At 54.7% G+C, this 19,775-nt stretch carries 19 protein-coding genes; 6 read left to right on the forward strand and 13 right to left on the reverse strand.

Annotated elements, in window-relative coordinates; genetic code table 11:
- Positions 1-40: 40 nt before the first annotated feature.
- On the reverse strand, positions 41-583 hold the full coding sequence (locus GX108_03735) for a hypothetical protein (protein NLO56155.1): 543 nt from the start codon (positions 581-583) through the stop codon (positions 41-43).
- Between the two features lie 10 nt (positions 584-593).
- Positions 594-1,319: a transposase gene (locus GX108_03740; GenBank protein ID NLO56156.1), complete on the reverse strand. Its 726-nt coding sequence runs from the start codon at positions 1,317-1,319 to the stop codon at positions 594-596.
- A gap of 407 nt (positions 1,320-1,726) precedes the next feature.
- Here GX108_03740 and GX108_03745 point away from each other — a divergent pair, with 407 nt between their 5' ends.
- Complete coding sequence (locus GX108_03745) at positions 1,727-1,897, forward strand: hypothetical protein (protein NLO56157.1); 171 nt, start codon at positions 1,727-1,729, stop codon at positions 1,895-1,897.
- 304 nt (positions 1,898-2,201) lie between these two features.
- On the opposite strand, the gene GX108_03750 is transcribed toward GX108_03745, so the two are convergent.
- From GX108_03750 to larA, 6 genes are all read right to left on the reverse strand, one after another.
- Positions 2,202-3,482 carry a TRAP transporter large permease gene (locus GX108_03750; protein ID NLO56158.1) on the reverse strand — a complete coding sequence of 427 codons (1,281 nt, stop codon included), beginning with the start codon at positions 3,480-3,482 and terminating at the stop codon, positions 2,202-2,204.
- 8 nt (positions 3,483-3,490) lie between these two features.
- Complete coding sequence (locus GX108_03755) at positions 3,491-3,997, reverse strand: TRAP transporter small permease (protein ID NLO56159.1); 507 nt, start codon at positions 3,995-3,997, stop codon at positions 3,491-3,493.
- A 72-nt stretch (positions 3,998-4,069) separates the two neighbouring features.
- Positions 4,070-5,062, reverse strand: a complete 993-nt coding sequence (locus tag GX108_03760; protein ID NLO56160.1) for a TRAP transporter substrate-binding protein — start codon at positions 5,060-5,062, stop codon at positions 4,070-4,072.
- A gap of 70 nt (positions 5,063-5,132) precedes the next feature.
- Positions 5,133-5,558 carry a DUF126 domain-containing protein gene (locus GX108_03765; GenBank protein NLO56161.1) on the reverse strand — a complete coding sequence of 142 codons (426 nt, stop codon included), beginning with the start codon at positions 5,556-5,558 and terminating at the stop codon, positions 5,133-5,135.
- Positions 5,558-6,775 (reverse strand): DUF521 domain-containing protein, encoded by a 1,218-nt coding sequence (locus GX108_03770; protein ID NLO56162.1) that lies wholly within the window; start codon positions 6,773-6,775, stop codon positions 5,558-5,560. Before GX108_03770 ends, GX108_03765 begins: the two co-directional genes overlap by 1 nt.
- A 16-nt stretch (positions 6,776-6,791) precedes the next feature.
- Positions 6,792-8,084: a nickel-dependent lactate racemase gene (larA, locus tag GX108_03775; protein NLO56163.1), complete on the reverse strand. Its 1,293-nt coding sequence runs from the start codon at positions 8,082-8,084 to the stop codon at positions 6,792-6,794.
- Between the two features lie 294 nt (positions 8,085-8,378).
- Between larA and GX108_03780 the strand changes: the two genes are divergently transcribed.
- Both GX108_03780 and ilvD read left to right on the forward strand, forming a co-directional pair.
- Positions 8,379-9,038 carry a GntR family transcriptional regulator gene (locus GX108_03780; GenBank protein NLO56164.1) on the forward strand — a complete coding sequence of 220 codons (660 nt, stop codon included), beginning with the start codon at positions 8,379-8,381 and terminating at the stop codon, positions 9,036-9,038.
- A gap of 23 nt (positions 9,039-9,061) precedes the next feature.
- A complete protein-coding gene (gene ilvD / locus GX108_03785; protein ID NLO56165.1) occupies positions 9,062-10,741 on the forward strand; it encodes a dihydroxy-acid dehydratase in 1,680 nt (559 codons plus the stop codon).
- A 299-nt stretch (positions 10,742-11,040) separates the two neighbouring features.
- Here the strand turns inward: ilvD and GX108_03790 are convergent, their stop codons facing one another.
- The 4 genes from GX108_03790 to GX108_03805 all read right to left on the reverse strand — a co-directional run bounded on the left by GX108_03790 (position 11,041) and on the right by GX108_03805 (position 14,893).
- The gene (locus GX108_03790) at positions 11,041-11,985 is read right to left on the reverse strand and encodes an HNH endonuclease (GenBank protein ID NLO56166.1); all 945 of its coding nucleotides are present in this window, start codon (positions 11,983-11,985) and stop codon (positions 11,041-11,043) included.
- A gap of 45 nt (positions 11,986-12,030) precedes the next feature.
- Positions 12,031-12,465, reverse strand: a complete 435-nt coding sequence (locus tag GX108_03795) for a hypothetical protein (protein ID NLO56167.1) — start codon at positions 12,463-12,465, stop codon at positions 12,031-12,033.
- Between the two features lie 317 nt (positions 12,466-12,782).
- Positions 12,783-13,763 carry a class I SAM-dependent methyltransferase gene (locus GX108_03800; GenBank protein ID NLO56168.1) on the reverse strand — a complete coding sequence of 327 codons (981 nt, stop codon included), beginning with the start codon at positions 13,761-13,763 and terminating at the stop codon, positions 12,783-12,785.
- A gap of 722 nt (positions 13,764-14,485) precedes the next feature.
- Positions 14,486-14,893: a hypothetical protein gene (locus GX108_03805; protein ID NLO56169.1), complete on the reverse strand. Its 408-nt coding sequence runs from the start codon at positions 14,891-14,893 to the stop codon at positions 14,486-14,488.
- A 357-nt stretch (positions 14,894-15,250) separates the two neighbouring features.
- On the opposite strand from GX108_03805, the gene GX108_03810 reads away from it, so the two are divergent.
- Genes GX108_03810 through GX108_03820 form a run of 3 tightly spaced genes read left to right on the forward strand, consistent with a single transcriptional unit; the run spans position 15,251 to position 18,619 of the window.
- Positions 15,251-16,192, forward strand: a complete 942-nt coding sequence (locus GX108_03810; GenBank protein ID NLO56170.1) for a MoxR family ATPase — start codon at positions 15,251-15,253, stop codon at positions 16,190-16,192.
- Positions 16,193-16,196: 4 nt separating this feature from the next.
- On the forward strand, positions 16,197-17,321 hold the full coding sequence (locus GX108_03815) for a DUF58 domain-containing protein (protein ID NLO56171.1): 1,125 nt from the start codon (positions 16,197-16,199) through the stop codon (positions 17,319-17,321).
- On the forward strand, positions 17,318-18,619 hold the full coding sequence (locus tag GX108_03820) for a DUF4129 domain-containing protein (protein ID NLO56172.1): 1,302 nt from the start codon (positions 17,318-17,320) through the stop codon (positions 18,617-18,619). The genes GX108_03815 and GX108_03820 overlap by 4 nt, the downstream gene beginning before the upstream one ends.
- A 19-nt stretch (positions 18,620-18,638) precedes the next feature.
- Here the strand turns inward: GX108_03820 and GX108_03825 are convergent, their stop codons facing one another.
- Entirely contained in the window at positions 18,639-19,472 is an 834-nt protein-coding gene (locus tag GX108_03825) for a radical SAM protein (protein NLO56173.1), read from the reverse strand.
- Between the last annotated feature and the right edge of the window lie 303 nt (positions 19,473-19,775).

Consider the following 19,775-nt stretch of genomic DNA (forward strand, 5'->3'; position numbering starts at 1 on the left):
CTGCTCGCGTCCAGACCGGTCACTGCCTCTTGAAGCTTGGTCATGACCGTGTACCCACAGCTTCCGCATAGCGATCTATGGAACGCCTGGGGGCATCTTCTATCTCCCAGCTTCTGGGTATTACGATCTCCCTGCCGATCTTTCCAAGAGGAACAGGGGCCTTCTCTGTGTTGCTGTCTGTTCCTTCGTAGTGGCCCTGGTCAATTAGAAGCCGACAGTCCGTTTTGCGCGGGAAGGTGCAGAGCAGTTTCCCCTCTCCCCATATCTCGACGGTGTCCGTACACCCCCTGACCTGGACTATCCGTTTAGTCCAAGTGTAGGGGACGCTGTACCTCCTGCCTTCGAAGGAAACAAGGCAATCCCGGCTGACTTCCCGCAAAACCTGCACATCGAAGGGCTCGGGGAGGGCGAGGGGAAGCGGTTTAAGATGACGCTTTTCAAGGTCCCAGCTGTCGTAGATGCTTTTGCCCGTGACAGGGCATAATAACTTCCGTGATCTGGCAAGGATGCGAAGTCTGCTGGTCTCCTGCAGGTCCTCCCTATCCTCGAACCGGTCCTTCTCCGTAACCTGGAGCGCCTTCACATCCTGGACCCTAAGTTCCGCCTTGCCCTTGTCTGGAGGGCGTCCTTACCCTGTGGGGGTCTAGGGCAAAATCCATCTGCTTCGCGTAGGAGGCGTACCCTTCGTTGAGCTTCGCCCAGGCTCCGCAGCCGCAGGCCACACCCGTTTTGAGGTTGTCTATCCTGACCGTGGACGGGACACCTTCCAGGAATTCGAAGGCCCTGTTGTGGCAGGCAAGCCAGGTGAGCATGTTTTCGCTCTCGCTCCAGACGATGGACCACATCCGGGAGTGGGACAGGGTCATTATGAATGCCGAAAGCTTTGTCTCTCCGCCAAGTTCGTGGATATAGATCTTCTTTTGAAGCCAGTCGGCCTGAGCCTGTGCCCCCGGCTTGGTCTCCACCCGACGGAAGGGGGCAGGGAAAGGGGTCTTGCGCCTCCTTTTGACGAACCTGTAGACACTCATATAGCTCCCCGTGTATCCGTGGTCCGCGCAGAGTCTTTCATACAATGCCTGAACGGATTCCGGCCGCTCCTGCCCTTCCTGCTCCTGTATCCACTCGAGGACAAGGGGTCGGAAGGGAGCGCACGCTTCCTCCTGGAGCGATCTGCCATCCACGGCTCCTGTCCGATGCCGTTCGAGCCTGTATCTCAAGGTGCTTTCGTCCACGCCAAAGGTGGACGCTATATCCCTGATGCTTTTGTGGTTTGCTAGTTCTTCCGCACCCAGGATGTGATGCTCCTTTAGCTTAGCCACGGCCGGCACCCCCCGTCCAGGTCCTTCCTGAACAAAGAATGCCATATCCGTTTACAAGACTTCACCTAAAGATTGTATCCATGTGCGGGAATCTGGATGTAAATTTAGATCCATCATATGGGTGTTGGTGACAGATATGGGGTGGGATAGTTGTCTCAAGTATTGTTCACGTAGCAAAAGGAGGTCAAAAGACCGCGTGAGAAGCGCAAACGAAAAGGACGGATATGACGAACCAAAAGGATCGGCAAACCACGGTTCGCTATACTAGCCATTCTCGTATCAGTCAATCTCCGAGTTGCCTCATCAAAAATCTAAGCGAAATTGAAACGTTGCCTCACCCAAGGATGAAAGGGAAAGGTATAGCATCTTCTCGAAGGGCATGCCCCGGGGGGAAGGGAGAAGGACGAGTGAGGCCCTCAATGGTTTCCAGAAGGGAAGTTATCGTCAAGTCGGCGGATGAGTACCGCAAGGCATCGAAGAAAGATGAGGATCAGATCCTGTATCGCATCACGGAGATAACGGGCTACAATTGGGACTACGCTTCGCACCTCCTTACCCTCTTCGGCAAGCGCATATAGCTGAAGTCCCAAGGGAGTGCCCCCGTTCATCCTGGAGGCCGACAGGAAGGACAGCTAGGCCTGCGGGAAGACGAACAAGGGCAGGACGTATGACGTGTGTCTTGACGATGAGTTAGCTCAGAAAATCGGCATCGCCGGAGCCAAAAACCAAGATCTGTGTTTTTATACTACCCCTTCTTCTCGAACATAAAAGCGATGGAAAACTTTAAATCGACCTTTTGCTAGCCGGGGTCTTTTACAAAGAAAAAGCGGCTGACAAAATGGAGTCGGCCGCCCTTGGGTCAAATTAAAATGATCGGTTGGTTCACCTCAGTAATCGCACCAATCCCATGGAAAGGATTGGGAAGTAAGTAAAAAGCATTAAGCATGCGACCATGGCGATAAAGGAAGGGATGATCTCTTTCGAAATACTCTCTATGCTCTCTCCTGATATGGCCGAGGCAACAAAGAGGTTTATACCATAGGGGGGAGAGATGAAACCAATCGCGAGGTTCACGGTTATTATTATTCCGAAATGTATTGTGTCGATACCTATCATACGGACCACCGGCAGAAGAATGGGTGTCAAAATGATGACCGCTGGGATGTTGTCGACAAAGCAGCCCAGAACCAGTAGGAAAACATTGATAATCAGCATTAGCACGTAGGGGCTGTCCACAAAGGTAACGAGCAAGGCTGCGATCTTCGCGGGTATCTGCGCCATCGCCAGGTAGCTCGCGAAGGCCATCGAAAGCCCGATCAGGAAAGATGTGGCTCCATTTATCAACCCAGTTGACTTCAGGCAATCGTAAATGGCATTCATATCCAATTCTCGGTATACGAATTTGCCAATGACGACGGAATAGACTACGGCGACAACCGCAGCCTCCGTGGGAGTAAAAATTCCCCCGTAGATCCCGCCAAGGATTATTACGGGGACCAGTAGTGCCCAGATAGCTTCTTTAAAGGCTTTCGAAACTTCCGAGAATTTAGGGCGCTCGGTCATGGAAATGTAATTTCGTTTCCTGGCAGTAAAATAACAAACGGACATCAAGGAGATGCCGATTATAATTCCCGGAATTATGCCCGCTATGAACATATCGCCTATGGAACACTGAGCGACCACGCCATAGATCACGAAAGGGATACTGGGGGGGATGATGACACCAATCGTTCCCGCCGCCGCAGTGATGGCAGCGGCGAAACCCGCATCATATTTCCTCTCTTTCATAGAGGGGATCATAAAAGAGCCGATGGCCGAGACCGTCGCAGGACCGGAACCGGAGATCGCCGCGAAAAACATGCAGGCCAGTACCGTCACCATGGCAAGGCCTCCAACGATGAAACCAACAAGGCTTTCCGCCAACGCGACAAGGCGGCGGGAAATGCCCCCGGTGCACATTAAGGCTCCGGCAAGGATAAAGAAGGGTATCGCTAGAAGTGGGAAAGAGTCAAGACCAGTAACGGCTTTTTGAGCGATCATCAGCATGGGTATGTCCGAAGTAAGCATCATAGCTATGCACGTCGACAAACCCAACGTGATGCCGATAGGGATACTCACTATTATTGTGACAATTAAGATGAAAAAAAGGATTACCGCTTCCATGACTGTCTCTATTCCAGCACATCAACGGCGGGATTCGCAGGCTTGGGTAGTCCACGCTTGTGAAGCGCATACATCTCGATAATCAGCCTGACACACATCAATGTGCTTGCCACCGGCACTGAAGCGTAAGGCCAGGTCATGGGCATGCTCATCGCCGTCGATATCTGACCTGTTCCCTGGAGGAAGACGAGGAGTTTGGTTCCCTGCCAGGCAAGAAAAAAGCAGAAGGAAAACCAAGCCAGCAGAATAATATATTCGAAAAATACCCGCGTTTTTCCTTTTATCATATTTATGAACATCTCGACCCTGAAATGGCTTCTTTCCCTCACGGCATAGCTGGCGCCCATCCAGGAAAGCCAAAGGAAGATAAAGCGCGCCAACTCTTCGCTCCAGGAAAGCGAACTCGAGAATACATACCTCATTACAACCTGGAGGAAGACCAATATGGTCATAATCGCCATGATCCAGACACAAAAGTACTCCTCGAAATTGTGGAGTAATTTTTTTAACGTCATCATGCATCCCCTTTCTAGCGCAAAAAGCCGCTCCCGCCCGGCAGGGCGGGAGCGGAAGTACGGAATGAAGGGTTATTTCCGTACTTGCTTCAGTATTTCCATGACCTCCTCGCCGAAATCATTTTCAAACATCGGGTAGATCTTTTCAGCAGCTTCCACAAAGGGTTCTTTCTCTTCGGGCGTAAGAGAGTTTGCGGTCATTCCTCCCTTGATTACCTCTTCCTTGAAGGCGGCCTCTTCTTCATCCATGTATTCGCGCTGTTTCAAAGTGGCGTCCCGGGCTGCCTTGACCACGAGTTCGTTGAGGTCGGAGGGAAGACTGTCCATGAACTTCTTGTTGGCAATCAGGACTTCGAAGGAAAACACGTGACCCGTCTCTGAAACGTACTTCTGGACTTCGTAAAATTTACCATCGACAATCATCGCATATGGGTTCTCCTGGGCGTCAACGGTCCCCTGCTGCAGGGCAGTGTAGAGTTCTCCCCAGCTCATGGGCGTGGGGTTGGCGCCAATAGCCTTGAAAAACGCAAGGTGTATCGGATTCTCCATGGTGCGGATCTTTATCCCCTTCAGGTCCGCGGGGGTCTTGACAGGACCTCTGTTGTTGGTCACATGCCGGAATCCATTTTCCTGGAAACCTAGAATATACATGCCCTTTGCCGCCAGGTAGGAATTGAGCTTTTCGCCAAGAAGGCCGTCTGCTGCTTCAAAAGCCGCCTTTTTCGTCGTGAAAAGATAGGGTAGTTCCAAAACCTGGACCCTCTTGTCAAATCCCGCAAGAGGTGCGGAAGCCGGGATGGCCATCTGGATCGTTCCCATCTGTACCCCTTCCGAGATTTCGCGGTCGCCCCCAAGCTGCGCGTTGGGGTAGAGTTCTACCTTGATCCTTCCCCGGGAACCTTCCTCGATCGGCTTCACGAAATACTCCTTCATAGCTCTCATAGTTGGGTGCGAATCAGAACCGATGTAGGCAACCTTGATAGTATATTCCGGGGCTGCGAAGGCTGCTCCGGCCATTACCGCGAGCAATGCCATTACCGTAAAGACCGCAAGAAGCTTTCTCACCGCTCTTTCCCCCTTTTATTTATTACCTTTTTTATAGAAACGCCCTTGGGGCGTCGCTATCGAAGGGCCGCTACGCGGCTTCCTTCCTTACCCTGACCTCCCCCTTCTCGGCGTCGACCTCTACATGGTCTCCGTCCTCTATCACTTCATAGGGGTCGGCCTCCATCCGATCCACCATGGTGCATTCGACCATGACCGCTGCCGATACGATGACAGGCTCCGCCTCTACTAGTATTATGGCCGCCGGCAGGTTCTGCTTCATCCAAAGCTGGTAAAAGCCGTCCACCTGGACCACCGAGCTGCCTTTGCCGGATTTAAGCACCAGGATTTTGTTTGCGATGCTTTTCCCGTGGATGGCGTGATTCCTTTCAATAACTTCACCGGTCTCGGGGTCCGTCAAATAAAAGCACATGGCGTCTTTGGATACGACCGCCTCACCCTCGGCACAACCCTTGACTATCTTGCGGCATTTGTAGACTTTTACATCCTGAGACATCAGTCTATCCTCCCTTTTATCGCTGCCTCGACGCATTCGGAAAGTCTGCGGATCGCGAAGGGCTGCCCGCGGCGCTCCCTGTAATAGGCGCACTTAGGGGAGTCCGTCAGTCCAAGGCTTCCTTCAAAGGATTTCCAGCAGGGCTCATCGATACAGGTGTCCCCCACCATTCGAACCCCAAGGAGCTCAAGCTTCTGGCGAAGGTGCGAGCGTTCGGCCAGCTCGACGGCGCCCGCTTCCGCCAGGATCCAGAAAGCCGTATTATGGCTTACCTTTCTCTCCGCAAAAAGCTTTTCGACTTCCAAGAGTTGGTCGTAGGTGTAGTGAGGGCACCCCAGCATGACCAGGTTGATATCGCCCGTAGCGGGGGTAAGCTTGGCTTCCCTGTCTTTAAGCTCCTTATCGGCGATCACGGCCGCGGCGGCCGGCACCTTCCCGCCTCCGAAGGCGGCTTCGATAGTGGACGCTTCTGGCGTGACGCCGACCATATGGTACATGGCGACGGCGCCGCTTGTGGCTGCCTCGGCTCCGAAATAAAGGTAGTCTTCCGGCCCAGGGTTGACTTTGTGTTTGAAACGAAGGACGGGATTATGGTAACCTGCCAACTCGCCAACGCAGTGCCCGAGAATACCCCAGTCGTAGCAATCCTTTAATTCGGCTTCGACCTCGATCAGGAGGTGGCCGTGCCTGTTCTCATCGATGTGAAAACCGTAATAGGGTGTTTTACCTATCACCGCCGCGGCCAAGGCGCTTATGGACGACTCCCGGTTGGAGCGGGCGCCGAGGGCGCCGTTGACGTAGGGTGTCGCGCTGGATTCTGAATAGGCGATGTGTTCGCCGAAAAAGGGAACGCCCGTGCTCAGCCCTGGGGCGCAGTGGTAGGTGAGTTTTGCACCTATTTTGCGGTAGGCCTCACCGGTACGGTTTGCCAGGTCGAGTTCTTCCTTCGTCACGTCAAAAAATTTTGTAAGGTAGCATGTATCCCAATAGGGGTTCGTCGTCGGTGTGATCGCACAGGTAGCTCCTCCGCTGACAAGGAGTTCGCACCAATAGGTATCACCCTCCTGCCCGCTGAGCGCGACATGGGCACGCTTAACGGGTATCAACTTTTCCGCGTCGAAGGTGAGCCCGAGGGCGTAGAGCATTTCCATCGCCTTCTGCTTTCCCGGGCCCTCGGACCCGTCCAGTATCCGCTTCTCTTCGTCTGTGAGAAACATGGTCAGCCGCCTTTCTTTATTGTGATCTGCCTATGATGGGCAGCGAAATCCCACCCATCGGGATAATGCCTATCGTTGCGCCGGGGATGAGCTCCAGGGCTTTGTCCAGGGCCTCCTGGACTGTAGGGAAGGGCGTGTACTGCATGGCGGCGATGTCCTCCTCCGTCAGACCCTCGGTAACGGAAAAGATCTTTGCCTTTTCTCTCGCGCGGCAGTTGCATATGGCGAGTACCGCCGATACCATATCGGCTTCCACGTCCTCCGGCGAGGCCGCTCGCAGCCTCCGTAGCGCTTCGTCCAGAGGAAGGGAAAGCCATTCCCTGAAGAGGGGGTGGTTATGGGCGAGACCCTCACCACAGGGCGCGGCGAAAATGATGACACCGCCCTTTTTCACGGCGAAATAGGCGCAGCTGACGCCCTTGGTGGCTTGCCAATAGTCCATATCGGAAGGCCACGAACTCACTATCACTATATCCGCGGGCTCGGGCACCGTGATCCTGAAGGACTTTTCGGCGAGCTTTATTCCCTCCCTGTGAGCCCTAATGAAATCGCCCGAGAAAACCCCTGCTATTTCACCCTGGTAATTTTTGACTATATTGACGATGAAAGCGAGCCCGGCGATCCTCGCCACTTCCTCTATCCCTTCGCGGCAGGGGTTGCCGTTGGCCACTCCCAGGGGTATATCGGGACAAAAACCGGCGGCGGCGTGGGTGGCGGAGGTGGTGACAAAGTCGCAGACCCCCGGCTGCAGGATCTTGGCTCCCCCGGCGTAACCGGCGTCACAATGGGGAACGATGTTCCCTATACCAACGAGGAGGTCCGAGGCCAAGGCGTAGCGGTTAACGTGGGCGGGGATCTTGTAATCACCCGCCATGACCGTTCCAATATCCACCATATCCTCGGCGACCGTCGCGTCATGCTGTACCACCTTGAATCGCCGCACCATTTCGGGGCCGAGTTTTTCAAGAATTTCCCGGTCGGTCATTATCCTGTGGGTCCCCGGAGCCGTGAGGAAACTCATGGCATCGTCGGGAACGCCGTTTTCTTCGAGGTATCCCGTGATCAGCGGCATTATGATGTCGAGAGGCGTACTGCGGGTGCTGTCCTCGACTAGGAAGACGATGTTCTTCTTTCCTCGGGCGAGATCCTTGAGCGGCGGGGTTCCAAGGGGCGATTCGAGCGATGATACAAGGGTGTCTTTGAGGTCTTTTAAGGGGGGGATATTGGACATTTCGCCCTTGAATATTACGGATTCTTCGGGCGCTTCAAAACCGACCTTCCTGTCCCCGTAGGGGATATCATATCTCATGGGCTGACATCATCTCCGCATAGGATTGGAACGTTCAAGATGTGTAGCCTGTATACTGCTTTCAGTCACAGATCCTGATCGGGCAACCTTAAACGGATGATCTTCAGTATAGCGTTAAGGGCACTTATATTTTGGATAATATCATCTACGATTATTATGTCAATGAGAACAGGAGATAACGCGATGATAGAAGGGAGTGTATAATATTAAATCAGAATGGATTCTATAGACAAATTAGAATTTTTAATGTATATTCCCTGTATACATCGGACTCATTCTTTGGGAGGCGGAGCCATGAATGGCAACGGTAGGGCCAGTTGGGCGAAGGCATACGGGTGGATCCGTGAAGCGATAGAATCGGGGCAGATCGTGATGGGTTCACCCCTGCCGGAAAACCAGCTCGCGAAGGAGATAGGCGTGAGCAGGACTCCTATCCGTGAGGCTTTACGGTGCCTTGAGCAGGACGGTTACGTCACGATCATCCCCCAGAAAGGGGCCTTCGTTTCGAGGATCTCCCTGGAGGACCTGAAGGAGATCTACGACATCAGGAAGCTCCTGGAACCCTTCGCGGCTTTGACGGCCGTGAACAGGATCCCCGAGGAAAAGATCGACGAAATGGAAAAGGACTGGAAGGCCCTGAAAAAAGCCGCTTCCTCGGGGGAAGTAGACCTTTCCAAGGTCTCCGAGATGGACTACCGGACGCACATGACAATTACCGATTATGGGACAAATAAACGCATCGGGGCCATTATCGCGAACTACCACGCCCAGATACAACTTTTTCAGAGACTCTCGGCCCAGTCGCTAGCCAACATCTTTGAAACCATCGACCAGCACCTGGAGATCCTGGAAAAACTGCGCGCAAGGGACGCCAAGGGCCTGTCAAACCTGCTCTACGAACATATCGGAAAAAGCGAGAGCAACATTATGAAGGATTTCTTTCTCCGGCAATAAAACAGCACGGGGGGGAAGGACCTATGAAGTACAGGAGTTCCGAGATACTTTCAGAACTAATGTTCACCGAAAACCGCGCGCTCTACAAGTCCATGGGGTTCTCCGACCGCGACCTTGAAGGGCCCCTCATCGGCATAGCCAACTCCTGGAACGAACTAGTACCCGGACACTACAACCTCAGGAACGTGGCTGAGTTCGTTAAAAAGGGAATACTCAGGGCGGGTGGAGCGGCCGTTGAATTCGGCGTCATAGGCGCCTGCGACGCCCAGGGCTGCGGACACGCCGGCATGAGGTATATTCTACCCACAAGAGATCTCATCGCCTTCGACATCGAGTCGATGGCCGAAGCCCACAGGCTTGACGGTATCGTCCTGTTGGGTTCCTGCGACAAGATCGTACCGGGGATGCTCATGGCGGCGGCCAGGCTCGACCTGCCGGCCATACTGCTCGTGGGCGGCCCCATGGCCGGCGGCATCGAATTCGACGGGCGGAAGAGCGATTCCACATCGGTATCCGAGGCCGTGGGCATGCTCAGCGCCGGCCTGATAAGCAAAGAGGGGTTTTCCCGATTGGAAGACTATGCCGCCCCCTCCTGCGGGTCATGCTCCTACTACGGCACGGCGAATTCCATGGGATGCGCGGCCGAAGCCATGGGCCTGTCGCTCACGGGGTCGTCCCTGATCCCCGCGACCTCCTCTGCGAGGATGAGGGCCGCGGAAGAGACAGGCAGGGCTATCGTGGATCTCGTCAACGGGGGCATCACGGCGCGGAGGATCATTACAAAGGCTTCCCTCGAAAACACCGCCAGGGTAATGGCCGCCACGGGGGGATCCACGAATACCTTTATCCATCTTTCCGCGATCGCCAACGAGATAGGTGTGGGCGCGGAAACCATGATGGGCATCTACGACAGGGCAAGCGACACGATCCCATCCATCGCGAGGATCAACCCCGCCTCCGAGTACGATATGGAGGATTTTTACCGCGCCGGGGGTATCCCCCAGGTGATGAAGGAACTGCACGACGATGTAGACCTCTCCTGCCTGACCGTGAGCGGCGAGACCCTTGGGGAGAACCTGGAGAAGTGGTCTCACCCCTTCGAGGTCGACAGGAGGGTCATACGCTCAAAAAGAGACCCCTTCAGCAGGACGGGGGGGCTTGCCGTCCTCAGGGGAAACCTCGCACCGGGCACTAGCATAACAAAACCCATAGCGATCGATCCTTCTATGCACTTTTTCTCAGGACCGGCGAAGGTCTTCGAAGGCGAGGAAGACGCCAACGAAGCTATCCTCTCGGGGAAGATCAGTGAGGGCGACGTGATAGTTATCCGCAACGAAGGGCCCAGGGGCGGTCCCGGGATGAGAGAAATGTACTTCGCCATGAAGCTGCTTTACGGGCGCGGCCTGGCGAAAAAGACCGCCCTGATAACGGACGGCCGCTTTTCCGGGACGAACAACGGCTGCTTCGTCGGGCACATCTCGCCGGAAGCCGCCGAGGATGGGCCGATAGCCGCCGTAAATGACGGGGACAGGATAACCATAGATATCAAGAACAAGAGGCTTGACGTCGACTTGTCGCCGGAGGAGATCACCTACCGCTTGAAGCACCGGGTGAGGCCGCCGAAGAAGGAATATAAAGGCATCCTCGGCCTTTACGCGAAACTGGCGGCATCGGCCGCCGAAGGCGGCATTATCAGGATATAAGGGGTATTTAGTCCCCGCGGGTTTTTGGGGTCCCCGCTCAAGAATCCGGCGAGGCCTTACATCTGACTAGGGACACCCAGATTCCCGCACTAAGTAGTCATCTATTTTCCTGCAGGTGTACGTTAGGAATCTGAGTGTAAATTGACAGCTCCAGGTTAGAGCAATCCCATTTTTCGGCTGGCTTTCATTTCATTCCATTTGGCTTTTGCAAATTCATCCGCGAATTGATGAACGCTCCTAGCATAGGTTGGTTCTTCGCTTGTAATTTCAAAAAGGGATCTTCCGCAATTTATTATTCCCTATCCCCTAAAAATATTCTCGTTGTGCCAGGTCAGGTTAAGAATTCCTGGACATTTTGATGGTTCTGTAGGAATCCAAATTTTTTTGCCTTGAAGAGCGTAATAATCTCTTCCGTTCTCGAATTCCTCCCTGATCTTTCTGCTGACTTCCAGGTGATGATCAGGGGTTACCGTGACATAGCCTCTGTCGAACAAAAGGTGCAGGTCACTCCTTAACAAAAGCCCATTGTCTAATTTATGCTCCCCACCCGCCCCATAGGGTTTGATGTGTGCCGCTTCCAAAACAGGTAATACTTTTTCATTCGTTACCGCACACCTTCGTTCGTAAGCATCGGTAACCATTATCCTGAAAGCACCTTGCCCCAATCTGGGAGTAATTAATGTCGCTTTGCCGTACTTTTCCACCCCGACCGGTTCGCCCCGGCCGACTCTAGCTGTATTAAAAAGATTACCATTGGAAAAAAGTTGAGAAATTCTCAATTCGTTGAAAACTGTCGAACCCGGCTCTGTCTTTAGGTCATAGGTTTTGCCCTGGACGATATTAAGACTCCAGTCATCGGGGACGGGAACCCATCTAGTTTTTGGGAAAAAGAAGGGTTGCGTTAAAAGAATACAACCGATTGAGTAATCATTGAAAGGATCTTCTTTTGTCTTACGGTATTTTGCTATTCTCTGGCGCATTTGGGCAAAGGAATCTGCTCCGTTGGATCTTCCAAAGGTATCCCAAGCTAGAGACGCAGGAAGGATTGTGGAATAGGCAAATACTCCCCCACCAACGATAAAATTATTGGGGCTGTGCAATTTGAACAAAAACAATTCACCTTGGTTGAGGGCTTTGAATCGGCGTCTACCACCAGGCTGCCAGAAGTTGACTTCTTCAAGTTCGGGTATTTGGGAAAGGGTCTTATACCAATCGCTGTCTGTAACTCCGATATAAGCACGCATTTATCCCCACCCCTACTCTAATGCCCTTATAATACAGCATTACCTCTAGGGTTCCCACCTTTCGGCGCCCCTCAGAAGGGCCGTCACCTCCACGGCTTCCGCGAAAAGGGAGAACAACCTATCCTGCCATTGTGCGCGACCCGCTATTTCCCTTCCGCAGAAGGATTCGGTTTCAGTGCCGAAGCGGGCCGGGTATTCCTGGTGGTAGTGTTCCCAAGTGCCGCAGATGCTCCCCTTCCTGGCGAGGATGAGCCGCCTTGAAGGAAGCTTGTCGCTTTTATGGAGGTTGATTCGTTTATTCACGGGGAAGAGGTTCCAGAGATCGTTGCAGCGCCAAAGGGAAAAGGGGATAGCGTGGTCAATGGCAAGGTTCTTTTTATCCAGGGGTTCTCCTGTCCACACGCATTCATGGAACCCGGGTCTTTGGAAGATATTCCTGGCATCGGTTACTTCCCTTTCCGGGAGGGGATTTTCTGCCAAGAGAGAGAATACCTGTCCGGCTTAACCCGCCCCCTGGAGATTCTTTCCGATAGTTCGGCCCATCGTAGGACCGCGGCGTCCCTGATCCAGGGTCCCATCAGGCAAAATTCCTGCCAAATACCTTTTTCCATGATTATGGAAGCGGTGGGTGGGTCGAACTGAAAGACCCGCCTCAAAGTTCCACCGCCTCCAGAATGGGTCACCGGACCCGTCCGTATGGTGTCTGAAAGCTTTCGCAGGAGCTTCGAGTAGAGTTCTTTCTCTCCCGGAGGAAAATTTCCCGACCTGGCCTCGAGGAGAAACGCCGGGAGTCCTCCTCAGAACGTGTACCTTGAAGCTAATTCTTTCATCAAACTGCGGAAAGCGACGGGTTTCCTCGACAGCGGGTTTTCTCCCTGGATTTGGGGGATGAAGATTTCGCTGGGGATTAGGGGCCAGTAATACTCAAGCCATTTTTCGGCGACCGCCTTGAGAGGTAGAGCGACCAAGCCGCCGGGAAGCCATCTCACCTTGTTGTACTGGGTTATTCCCATTTCGGCGAGAGCCCGAAAAAGGGCCAGTTTATAGGTGGCCACCTTTCGGTCCCTGTTTAGGACCGATTCTATCCGGTCGATGCTTCTTTCGATCCCATCGGTTCCCAAGACAAAAAGGAGGACCCCCCACTTCTTCCCTGTCCTGCCGAGGGCGTCGGAGTTCTCACCCCTGCCGATGCAGGTGAAGCCAAGTCGTGAAAGGAGCAGTTCCAGCCTCACCGGCGAGAGGCCGTTGTGGAAGCGGCCTCGCTCGTCACGGCCGGTGAGAGGCTCCCCCAGCGGGTCGAGGGGCAAAGACACCAGCAGCCTCCCACCCCCTTTGAGTACCCTCCTCAAGCCGAAGACGGCATCGAAAAGGGACTCCTCGCGCAGGTGCATCAATACGGCCGAGCAGAGGACGCCGCTGAAGGAGCCGTCGGGGATCGTGGCAAGGGCCGGGAGCGCGTCCACGGAGATACGCCCCTTTAGGGCGGCATCGTAGTGGAGGCCCTCGTCGATGAGTTCGGGGCAGGGGTCGACGCCGAAAGCGTCCCAGCCTCCTTCAAGGAGCAGGGAAACGTCACGGCCGGCCGCGCAGCCCACGTCGAGTATCCTGGCGCCTTTGGGGAAGGCCGTGTCGAACCAGGTTTCAATGCCGCCGGAGGCGAAACGGTATGACTCGGCCAGGGGGGAAGCGTTGCGGGAGTAGTATCGTTGGGTCTGGGCGTCGATGCCGGCGGGTTCTCCTTCGTTCTTAAAGGGTCCAGGATTAGCGATTCTGCTCATCGCTGGCCGGGACGTGCCGGAGTTCTCCTTCGTTCTTAAAGGGTCCAGGATTCAAGGCTGAGCCTCCACCAATTTTGTTCCCTTCATGAAAGATTATGCGGGGGCGGGCGAGGCAGGTCAAGGATAGCCGGTTTTCGCCAGCCCTGGACCCTTTGAATCGGGAAAAGCGACTGCCTCGACACCAGATACTCTCGATTCCGGTGATGTGAGCCTTGCCCCGGGCAAATTTATTGTTGCCGTGGTCAACACGGTAATGCTTCTTGTACCCAAGGTCGACAAGCCCATTGTTGCGCGCCGTCCATCTCTATATACGACGCTCCGGGATAAACCCGGCCACGGATGACTGCCTGTAGGGTAGCTCTCCTGCAATCGGGCACGACTTGGGTGCTGACCCCGCAGTTGCGCTTGAAGATGCCAAAGACAACGGTCTTCCCCAAGGCACCACGGCCACGTTTTACTTTGATTCTGCGAGCCCCGAAAAGCTTTCGCCGACTTCTACTTCTCCTTCGAAAGGAGATTGAGCTTCGCAGTGCAGGGCAATGCGGGAACGGATCTCTGTTACCTATCTGTTGACGGTGTTTCTGTTCAGTCCGGTCAGGTTTTGGATCTGAACGGCGCTCAGTTCCAGGGAAAAAAGCTTGAGGTTGCTGGAATTTGGCTTCAGAAATTTTCGTGCGTTTGGCGTACTTGTTTTTCGTTGGCGTGACTGGATCCTGGCGCCTTCATTCTTGGCTATCCTGGTCATGGCCCTTCCAAAATTTATCTATAACTTTGTCTTCCAGCGCATCATGGAAATCAGGGTAAAATTCTGAATCGGCCCGGAAGAATCCCAGCATACCCTCTAAATCCTCATCGAAATTCAAAGACAGGACATCCATGAAAGACCAAGCCTCAAGAAAGAAGTCTAAAAAATCTCTGAATTTCAGAGGTCTGATCGAAGTTCTTGTGTGTTTCTCATTCAAAGTTTCTCCCTCATATTCATCCACTACCCGATAATGGATACGACTTTTTCCCTTCCTGGCATACATGGACACTACATCGCGCGTAGTGGACTTAATAGTAATCCTGCCTATCTCAAGTTCCGGCCTCTTTTTCGCCCTCCTTGCCCCTACAGGAATATTCACAGGCAATGCTGTTAATGCCTACTTGTTGACCCCTGAACGCCTTCGTCAGCCTCTACAGCCCCCGACGGCCACCGCGAGCCCGCTCTGAGTGGCTGAAGCCCAGAAACCCTGCATCCCTGTAACCTTCTTTGTCTTATGTGGACATCCGGGGGGTGCCAGCTCATTTTCTATCTACTGGAAACCAGCCGTTGCCGATCAGATCGATGACGTCTTTGAACCTGGGAAATCGGCTATGGAGACAAGCCTCTTCTTTTCTTCATCCGCGATGAAACAAGCATATCGCGGCCGCGGTGGTCGTTCGGTGGGTGTATCTTGTTATAATCGAGGTCAATTTGAGCCGCGTCCGAAGGAAGAGGTGTGTTTATGCAGAGCAAGGTATCTCTATTGAGGGAGAACGTATCTCGGGTGGTCATCGGTAAGGAAGGGGCCCTGGACCTGTTCCTGGTGGGGCTCATCGCCAGGGGTCATATCCTGGTGGAGGACGTGCCGGGTGTGGGCAAGACCCTCATGGCCCGGGCCATTGCAGCCTCGTGCCGGATGAAGTTCCGGCGCCTGCAGTGCACGCCTGACCTTATGCCGACGGACGTAACAGGGTTTTTCACCTACGACAAAAAGAACGGGGAGTTCACTTTCCGACCGGGCCCGGTAATGACGAATATTCTCCTGGTGGACGAGATCAACCGGGCTGTCCCCCGGACCCAGTCCAGCCTGCTGGAGTCCATGGAGGAGCATCAGGCCACGGTGGACGGGCAGACCTTCCCCCTGCCATCGCCCTTCATGGTGATGGCCACCCAGAACCCCATTGAAATGGAAGGGACTTTTCCTCTCCCTGAAGCCCAGCTGGACCGTTTCCTTCTCAAAGTGGATATGGGCTACCCGACCGCCGAGGAAGAGGAAGAGATCCTGCTGACCCATGGTAAGAGCACGGCCCTTTCGAGGATCGGGGACGTGGTCTCCGGCGAGGACATCCTGTCCTGGCAGGACGAAGCGGCGGAAGTCTTCGTGAACCCATCGCTTACGGCTTACATCATCTCCCTGGTCAGGGCGTCGCGGGAACACCCCGCAGTGGAGCTCGGCGCGAGCCCCAGGGGGTCGTTGGCGCTCTTCAAGGCATCGAAAGCCTGGGCGTTCATCAGGGAAAGACCCTACGTGATCCCCGACGACGTGAAGTACCTCGCGCCCTATGTCCTGGCCCACCGACTGCTTCTTCACCGGGAGGAAAGGTACCGCGGGAACACCGGGCTTTCCGTGGTGGCCGATATACTCTCAAAATCCCCCGTCCCTGTCGAGAGCGACCGGGGGTGACCCCATGCAGGAAGCACAGCGGGTCACGTCCATCGCCACCCTATTCCCCGTCCGGGTCATCACCGCCGTCGGTGTGACCCTGCTTCTGGCCAGGGGGTTCTACCTCCCGGCGTCTTTTCTCATCGCCGTCCTCCTGATACTGACCGCCTGCAGGCTTTGGGCCGACCACGGTCTCCGCGGTCTGTCCGCTGACCGCGAGGCGTGCCGGTTGCGACTTTTCCCGGGTGACGAGGCGACCCTTTCAGTCAATGTCCGGAACGAGAAAAGGTTGCCCGTGTCCCTGGAGTTATTCCAGTCCTTTCCCGAAGGCCTCGATGAGATCACCCCTGCTCTTGAGGGCGGGTTACCCGGTAGCCCTCGTAGGGTCCTCCTGGGCCGATCCGGCGAGGTCCTTTCAACTTTCCACGTCAGGGGCCTTTCCAGGGGCTGTTACGACATTCCCCAGGGCAAGGTCGTCTCAAAGGACCCTCTGGGGCTCTTTTCAAGGGAAAAACCATTCGGGGGTCCCCAGGAGGTCCTCGTCTACCCCGTGTTGCTGGACCTGGAGGACCAGGAATTTGCCCAGCGCCACCTGATGGGCGATACGCGGTCTGATAGGCCCTTCATGCCGGACCTTACGAGGGTATCCAGCCTGCGGGACTACACACCGGATACGCCGGCACGACGGATCCACTGGAAGGCGAGCGCCCGGCACGGGAAACTCCTGGCCAAGGTGTTGGAACATACGGCCGACCTAAGGCTGTGCATAGCCCTGGATGGGGACAGATTCCAACTGCCCGGACTGTCCATGGAGAAGGCCCTTTCGGTGGCAGCCACCCTGGCGGTTTGGGCCGACGAGAAGAAGGTGCCCTTCGGCCTCGTGTCCAACCTGTCCCGTCACGGTCGGTCAGGCCCGGTCTCCCTCCCGGTGGGCTCCGGCCCTTCCCAGCCCAGCCTGGCCCTCGAAGCGCTGGCAAGGGCGGAACTTCCTACGGCGTTACCCTTCAAGGAACTCTTGTCCGTGGAATCAAGGCTCTTGCCCTGGGGTACGACGATCATTGTCATACGCCGCGATGGCTCCGATGACTCCCCTATTGAAGGCAGGATCGGGACCGAAGTGTTGGGTACGTTGGAGGTATCGAGGTTATGACAAGCCTGCTTTTCAGGATGTTCCTGGTCGCCGGCGAATCGTTGAACTTCAGCCTCCTCTACCTTTACGCGCTATCGGGCCTCGGGGCGAAAGGATTCGTGAATCCCTGGACCTTTCTGACCATGGCCTCATCGGTGGCGGCGGCCAACCTGGCCATGCGCAGGGGGAACTTTCGATACCTGGCCATCGTTCTGGTCAACCTTTCCGTCTTCCTGGCCGCCCTTTTGTGCGGGAGGGGCCAGGCGGGACTTTTTTCATTACCCGGAGATCTTCAGGGGCTGATGGGTTTTTGGGCCACCTGGCCCCTTTTGGCGGCCGGAGGAGGCCGGACGGCCTTCCTCGCGTGGACGAAGAACCCTCCTCGTTATGGGCTCTTTGATATAAACATGGCGACCTTCTTCCTGGTGCTGCTGCTGGCCTCGTCCTTCAACATTCACTTGCCGGGTGTGCGGGGGCTTCTGTTCCTGGCTATCCTGTCGAACGTGCTGATGCTCTTTTTCGGTTCCCGGGAGGAGATAGCTGGTCACGGGCACAGCCGCTCCCTGCCGTCCCTGGCGGCACTGGCGGCCCTATTGGTACCGATGTGGGTGATCGGGCATTCCGATGCCCTTTCCCTGTTGGAAAAACCGGCAGGGTCGGTGGTTGAGTTCAGCAAGCCCTTCTTCGGCCTCCTGCTACAGGCACTGACTGCCGTGCTACTGGCCATCTTCCGGCTCATGAAGCTGGTACCTCGACAACAGGTCCCGGCAGGCCCGGAGGGAGGGTTTGCCGTCGCCGAAGAAGGTCTGATGCCGCCCGGTGAGTCTGGGTCTTTCATTCGGTATCTCCTCTGGGGCATGGCGATCTTTATCGCGGTGCTAGCCCTCCTGGGGATTCTCTACCTGCTGTGGCTGCTCTTAAGCTTTCTCTTCCAGAAAAGGTCCGGCAGGGCCGAGGGCGAAGCTTGGTCTAGGGTAACCTTCAGGGATTTCCTGGCCGGTCTTTTCCGGGCCATGAAGCGCCTGGCCCTTTTGATAGCGGTCTTCTTGCCGCTTCCTATCGGCGCGGGACAGGCTTATCGATCCCTGCTCCTCTGGGGAAAGAGCAAGGGAAGTCCCAGGAGGCCTGACGAAACGGCCTACGAATACCTGGACAGGCTAATAGAAAGGTTCCCCGGCCGTGAAAGGGAACTTTCCCGCATAACGGGGAGTTTTGTCCGTCACAGGTATTCCAGGGAGGGGAGGGTCTTCGAAGGTGGCCTGAAATGGTACGTGCTGAAATTATACCTGAGGATGCCCTCCCGCTTGAGGAGAAGTTAAGCTTAGGGGACCTGCCGGATCAAGCTTGGTCCAGGTGCCTGTTTACCTCAGTTAGCAGCCTTTGTCTATCCTGAGGGAGGGTACCGGAGATTTTTATGATATTCGATGGATGGGTTGTATCAAAAACAGTCTGATCCCGGGGAAAGAGGTTTTCCAGGAGAGTTCTAATTTCCAGCAGGCGTTCCTTCGCACCGGGAGGAGTGAATTCGCCCTTTTTAACCATGTTTTCCAGCTCCGTACCGTAGAAGATCACCAGGTTCATCGTTATTATCGTGTTCGTCTTGAAGCAGTTTATCATTTCGGCGGTGGACAATGCGTTTTTTACGGACTCTTCTTCCCCCGCTATGCCATACATAATCACGGTATTAAAGGGTAACCTGGCTTCGTTGAGTTTTTGGGCCTGCTCTACGGCTTCTTCTACGGAGTGACCCTTTTTCATCAACCTGAGCACATCGTCCCTGCCCGATTCGAAACCTATGTAGAGCAGCCTGAGACCAGCGTCGTGGAGAAAGGAAAGTTCCTCCAGGGAATACCTGGAGAGATTTTTGATGGAGGCGTAGGATGCCACCCTGGCACAGTAGGGGAGATAATGGCCTATGGCGTCGAGGAGCTGCTTCATTTTCTTGAAACCTATCGACAGGGGATCCGCTCCCGTTAGGAAGACCTTCTCGGTGTAGGTATATCCGCTTTTCAGTTCAGCCTCGATGGCTGGAAAGGGAACCTCGGCGTACTTTGTGTCTTTGTACATGGAGCAGAAGGCACACCGGTTGTAAGAGCATCCAGTCGTGACGGGCAAAAGGACGGTGTTCATCTCGTCCTGTGGATAATAGACGGTATCGTCTTTATAATACATGCTTCCAGTATAAACCTTTTTGGTACCATCCAAGAACGGAAAACCGTGAATCGTAAGGGCCGTTAATCGTGAATTTAAAGGTCAAATTCATAGGCTTATTGTTTTGCTCTTGCGATTTGCGATGTATCTCACGGCACTTACGGTTCACGGTACCCTACAAAAGGGCCGGAGGCATTTGCCTCCGGCCCTGGGTTATCGAATCGATGGTTTTCCCGTTCCCTACGGCCCTTCACCGGCCTTTAAATGAAAAAGAAAAAGAAAGGTTTCCGGCGGCGTCCTACTCTCCCACCCCTCGAAGAGGCA

The organism is Thermovirga sp. (assembly GCA_012523215.1).
Classification (GTDB): Bacteria; Synergistota; Synergistia; order Synergistales; family Thermovirgaceae; genus 58-81.